General features: G+C 42.6%; 3 protein-coding genes. 1 reads left to right on the top strand and 2 read right to left on the bottom strand.

Going from position 1 to position 6,000, the window contains the following annotated elements; translation table 11 throughout:
* Window positions 1–3: 3 nt before the first annotated feature.
* Both UYI_RS0111520 and UYI_RS0111515 read right to left on the bottom strand, forming a co-directional pair.
* Complete coding sequence (locus UYI_RS0111520; RefSeq protein WP_016866816.1) at window positions 4–2,058, bottom strand: calcium-binding protein; 2,055 nt, start codon at window positions 2,056–2,058, stop codon at window positions 4–6.
* An 85-nt stretch (window positions 2,059–2,143) separates the two neighbouring features.
* Window positions 2,144–4,036, bottom strand: a complete 1,893-nt coding sequence (locus tag UYI_RS0111515) for a right-handed parallel beta-helix repeat-containing protein (RefSeq protein WP_016866815.1) — start codon at window positions 4,034–4,036, stop codon at window positions 2,144–2,146.
* Between the two features lie 816 nt (window positions 4,037–4,852).
* Between UYI_RS0111515 and UYI_RS0111510 the strand changes: the two genes are divergently transcribed.
* Window positions 4,853–5,605: a peptidylprolyl isomerase gene (locus UYI_RS0111510; protein ID WP_016866814.1), complete on the top strand. Its 753-nt coding sequence runs from the start codon at window positions 4,853–4,855 to the stop codon at window positions 5,603–5,605.
* Window positions 5,606–6,000: the final 395 nt, after the last annotated feature.

Genomic DNA, 6,000 nt, shown 5'->3' with positions numbered 1-6,000 from the left:
TTTTCAAGCTAGAACAAAGTTACTGGGGCTTAAACTTGATGCATCAACGTTTGACAACATCATTAAGTTCTCGAAACCACCGGATTTTTGACTTCCATCCATATCTAGGCGAACGGCTGTATCAGTACCAACCTGTTGAAATTCCAGGTAGTCAGAGAATTTATTTGAGCCGCTATAAGCTGGGCCAGACATAATTTGACGCAAGTCGATCGCATCTTGATTGTGGTCAAAATCAGTAATGGTATCTCCTTGGCTTTGCACATCCTGATAGATAAAGCGATCGCGTCCAGCACCACCAGTTAATTCATCTTCTCCCAAGCTAGCGATGATTTGATCGTCACCATCGCCGCCATTGAGAGCATCTTTGCCTTTACCCCCAGACAGTTCATCATTGCCTGAACCACCCATGAGGATATCGATACCGCGATCGCGCATATATCCCTTGACTTCGGTCTGACTTTGACCATTATTGAGGGTATCACTTTCGTTACTAGCAGCTTGTGTGACGGGAGTAGCTGATTGAGAGTTACCACCATTGTTGATAAAATCCTGTATCACCTCCCATTTCGGAGAAGTAGATTGATTAACGTGTTCTAAAGCACCCCAAGCACCCCATTTAGTCGGCGTGACAATGTCAGAGTAGGCGACAAGTTCACTATCGCCACTTAGCTTGTCCCAACCTTCTAGGTATTCTTTATACACTTGCCCCATACGTGGATCACGGTTCGCCTTGATAAATAAATCAGTGATTGCCTGATTATTCTCTGATCCACTAAGCCCTGTAAGATGCTGTCCACCCTCATAGCCAACTAGATCCAGATCATATTTTTTAGCCTGTTCTGAGTGCTTGCTGATGTTGTCTAGTTGTTTGGGTAGCTCTGTTTTGTTCAAGTAGTCAAAGACTTTGTTCAGACCTCCGTCTGATTCTTTAGTCCAGCTTTCTACTTCCGATTCTGCGACCGTCCAATCTTGCTTGTTTGGAGTCACAAATATCCCCAGGTAAGGAGCTATGCCGATCGCATCCACCGTAGTATTTGGATCGTATGCCTTCACCTTCTGCATCAGTTGGTCAGTCAACTGTAAGTTACCATTCTGAGCGCCGAGAACCGTGACCACGCGATCGCTATCGTTGCCAAAGGCTTTATCCCAGATATCACCCATCTGTTCTGTACGGCGACTGTGCCAGTCTGTCCAATCACCACCCAACTTTTGCCCTTGCTCTTGCGCCCATTGATGTTGACCAAAAACACCATTCCACACTTCGTTGGAATATTCTACATAAACTTTAAGGTTGGGGTTGAGCTTTTCTTTGACAACTTTGGCAAAGTTAGCCATGTATTCATCCGAGGCTTGGTGGGGCATATTAAACCAAGGATTAGCCCCGGTACGATTGGCTAAATCAACCATTACTTCTACAGGTACACCCTTATTAAAGTAGGTGTAGGTAGAACTGTCAACTGTTGGTCGATTTTGCCAATCACTCTGTTTAGAGTTGTTAGTACCCATCCAATCCATAAATCGGAGGGTAGAGTAATTGTCAGTTTTCTCGACAAAGGTAGGATTAAATACCTGAGTTTGGTAATTTTTTTCCTCGGCTTCAGGTACAAGGCGGATGTTGCGAAGATAATTTCCTGTACCTTTAGGGTCTGTTTCGGTAAGTGATAAGGATATCCCCTTAGTTGAAGGTGTGACATTAATTACATCACGACCAGGTTTAGAAGCACTTGTATCGAGCTTGGCATCTAAACCATACTCTAGCTTGCCCTCGCCTTCGTACAAAACTACATATTTACCACTAGGGTAGTTTTCTTTGACTCCTGGTGTGGGAGAGATGAGATTGACCAGAGTTTGGACGCTATCATAATTGCCACTGCCTGATTTAGGTAAGGATTTTACCCAACCATTTTCATCTAAATCCAGTTGAATTCCTTGCGGCTTGTCTCCTGATTTGGAATTTTGAGGCATCCAGTCACTAGCCGTTTTGAAGTGATCCAAAAATGGTAATTGGCTAGACCAGTAACAGACTCCATTCAGGTTTATGCCTAAAGTATTCGCCATGATTATCCCTTTGATTAACGCCAAACGGTTTTATCCCCTAGACACCACACTCCTATACCAAAACACCTAAGCACAAAGGTTTTACCTAAGACTGGAACTCATAAGCACCTATATCAACGCCCTTACCTTGACCGCGTTGTTTGCCGTTGTAATCCAGCTTTGCGTAATCAGCGATCGCTGCGGAACCAGTATCAATTGCTGGTGAATCTGCTGTGAGATTGAAATTATTGCCTTCTAAATCGGCAAATCCAACCGAATCTGTCTGCGTATTGTTCTCAGCTTGCAAATTACTCACGCCATTGCCAGTTTCATAGGCTTTTTCAAACTTATTCGTAAATAAGTTGTGGTCTAAGGTGACATTCTCAGCATCTTCAACAAACCCATTACGAAAACTGCTATTCGCAAAGATATTGTTGCGAACCAGAATGTTCTTTGGTTTATAACCGCCATAGTTGTCAGAACCATCGATTAAGAAACCTTGAACATTGCCATCAACGGTATTGTTGACAATTTCAACATCACTCACATTACTGCTGACACCAATTCCTTGACCACTATTCACCCCATCCTTACCGTTATCAAGAACAATGTTGTTGTAGACACGGATATCAGACACATCTCCTTGATTGGGAACTTCATCCGTAATCACAAGTCCACCAGCAGTATTATTGGCAACAACATTGTTGTAAACATCAATGTTGAACATGTCAGCGCGGTTGCCTTCAACATATAGGGCAGGACCGCCGCTATAGCCATCGGGTGTACCACTAACTATGGCTTGACCAGTAACAGTATTGTGGTGGACAGAACCATTGCGGGAGCCAGTTTTGACATCAATACCTTCGCGGTTGCCTTCTTTGACAGTGTTATGAGCCACCTCGAAACCATCAACACCCCAGATACTCAATGATTCTTGTGTTCCAGTTGTGAGGTCGAAACCGTCGTTGATATTGCCTTGTTTGGCAGCGTTACCCTTCCAGATCCAGCTTGCTCGTTCTACAGTGTTATTTAACACCTTGATATTTTTACTCGTCACTTCGCCTTCCCCACCTTCATAGTAGGTATCTGGCATGACGATGATCCCAGAAGCACCAGTCTCGAAGGTGTGATTATTTTGCACCGTCATGTTGTAGGCATCACGTAAAGAGATTCCCGCCCAGGATGTGTTTTCAATTCGGAAGCCATCAATCACCCAATTACCTTTGCCAGCTGACTGAATTACTCCTTCCCGGAAAAAACCACTTGTAGGATCAGGGTCACGCAAGGTAACATCACCATTAGCTTTGAGTGTGATGTCACCCAACTTACTATCACCAGATTTACCCAGGGTGATGATTTCCGTGTAAGTGCCGGGTTGAACTAGAATCGTGTCACCTGACTGAACAGGAGATTTTTCATTCACTGCATGGTTTACAGTTTTCCAGGGTTTATCAAGTGTACCTGGATTATCATCGCTGCCATTGGGTGAAACGTAGTAGACATTCCCGGAGTTATTAGACTGACTCGAGTCTGTAGTTGCTGCTAGAACAGCTGGTTCGCGAGTAGAGTCGCTGAAATTGATACTCGTGCCTAGAATATCTGAAGTTGTAGTTTCTGGTTGAGTATCAGAGTTGGGCTGTATATTGCTGAATTCCTTGATACCATTGTCTTTGATGCCAGTCAGAACATCTCTATCTATGCCCTCATTATTGAGGAATTGCCTATCTTGTGTGGGAGAAAATAGGTTACTGCCATTGCCGCTATCTAATCCGTTGTCTTTTGTACTCAAGCTTTTGTGCTGCCAAGTACTAACTCCTGAATTAGGTAAGGATTTGACCCAACCAGTTTCATCTAAATCCAGTTGAATTCCTTGCGGCTTTTCCCCTATTTTGGAATTTTGAGGCATCCAGTCACTAGCAGTTTTGAAGTGATCCAAAAATGGTAATCCGCTAGAGTGGTCAGAAACTCCACTTAGGTTTGTGCCTAAAGTATTCGCCATGATTATCCCTTTAATGAACGCCAAATGGTAGATTCCCTGGGATACCTACGGGAAATTTATCAACAGAGCTAAAGTGAGAATGACTTGCAATTGCTTTCCCCTGGTGTACGGAGAAGCTAGTAATCCATCTGTTTTGCTATTAGTCATTTGTATTTACGCACGTATATAAGAACAAGTGACTAATGCAATGCTTGCAGCAATTCTTGAACAAGAAATGGTGTATGTGCCCTAAGAGCAGCTTTCCGTAGGATACTTGAACTCACAATATTGTTGCGACAACAGCAAAAAAGCGGTGACTACGAATTTGTTCATTCACTCAGAATAAAAGCTACAGTAGCTTTTTTCGCGCTTGCCTTGTGACGGTCATTCAACTGTCACAAGGTGGCTAAAATACAATTTATACATATATTTTGAATGTTCTTTTATATGAGAAAATTGATAGTATTCGGTCATTTTGCATAATTAGCTTTTAATATATCTGCCAACTTGGGAAGCAAAAATCGCTTTATCAAGTACATTTAGTTACAAAAAAATATTTTTAATAAAGTTTTTACCGCAAAAAGAGGAACAAGACTTTGTCAAAAAAATCGCAAATCAGTATAGAATGTAATATTTTGGTAAAGTTTCCCGAGAGTCAGGATAAAAAATTGACAAAGTCTTATTAAAAATTTTCCTGATGCAATCCAAAACTGGATGTAAATCAATAGAGACAGGGTCTAACTATAACTATTTGTAGATTGACTTTCTGACTATCTCGCCCTTGGTGGGATTTCAGATTTTCAAACATTAGAAACCGAATTGCGCAAGCTAGGAATTATGACGATAAAAACCTTGCAAGTGGGTAACGAAGTACTTCAGGCAGATCAATTATTGTCTTTGCTACATCGTTATCAGTTGTTGCCGCAGGTATTACGCGCCAAAGTCATAGACGAGGCGATCGCGCCTTTCAATTGCACAGAAGCAGAGAAGCAAGCAGCGATCGCCAGTTTTAGGGCGCGTTATCAACTCACTTCACCAGAGGAACAACAAGCATGGTTGCAACAGCACCAGCTAACAGAAGCACAAATGCAAGAATTGGCAATCCGTCCGGTGCTGATCAAAAAATTTCAACTTCTCATGTGGGGCAGAAGATTAGAATCTTACTTTCTGCAACGAAAAGCCAATCTAGATCAGGTTGTGTATTCTCTAATTCGTACCAAAGACGAAGGACTAGCCCAGGAATTGTATTTTCGGATTTGTGAAGGAGAACAATCTTTTGCGAGTGCCGCCGAGAAATATTCCCAAGGGCCAGAAGCACAAACAGGGGGAATTTTGGGGCCAGTTCCCTTATCTCAACCCCATCCAGTCATTCAACAAATTTTATCGATCAGTCAACCTGGCCAACTCTGGGAACCGCGGGCAATAGCTGATTGGTTTGTCATCATTCGCCTAGAAAAATTAATGCCTGCACAGTTAAATGACGCTATGCAGCAGCAGTTATTAGATGAACTCTTTGAAACCTGGATACAAAAACAAGTTCAAACGCGCCTACAATCCTCTAGCCATACTATGGAGGCTGTGGCAGCGTAAATGGTTCAGAGGTGTAGGGGTATGGGGATATAGGGGTGTAGGAAGATTTTGAGGGTGTGGGTCAAAATTTTCGGGGTATTTAGGGATATGAATTTCCAAAAAACCTGATTTTCTCTTACACCCTCACACCCTTATACCCTTACACCCTTGAAGTGAATGTGTTGAAACTAACCCAGGTTTATGAAAACCCAGATTGCCCACTCCGTGAAGATTTGGAAAATTAAATTCAGTCAACAGTACTAGCCGCAGTTATCAAGGCGTATGGTAGGGGACTTAAAACCAAGGATCTGACTGATAACTGTCAAGTGAGGTTGTGAGGAAAGGAGACAAGAAAAATTGCACTTTTTCTCCCCATTACCTAACAACCCACCGACCCTAAAAGTTGGTGGATAGAC

Origin of the sequence: Fischerella muscicola PCC 7414 (assembly GCF_000317205.1) — a bacterium.
GTDB classification, from domain to species: domain Bacteria; phylum Cyanobacteriota; class Cyanobacteriia; order Cyanobacteriales; family Nostocaceae; genus Fischerella; species Fischerella muscicola.
Note: the sequence above shows the minus strand (reverse complement) of the source record. Positions and strands in the feature narration are given on the sequence as shown.

Excerpts from the sequence above, each read along its gene's own strand:
- UYI_RS0111520 (WP_016866816.1), bottom strand. The coding sequence starts at position 2,058 with ATGGCGAATACTTTAGGCATAAACCTGAATGGAGTCTGTTACTGGTCT.
- UYI_RS0111515 (WP_016866815.1), bottom strand. The coding sequence starts at position 4,036 with ATGGCGAATACTTTAGGCACAAACCTAAGTGGAGTTTCTGACCACTCT.
- UYI_RS0111510 (WP_016866814.1), top strand. The coding sequence starts at position 4,853 with ATGACGATAAAAACCTTGCAAGTGGGTAACGAAGTACTTCAGGCAGAT.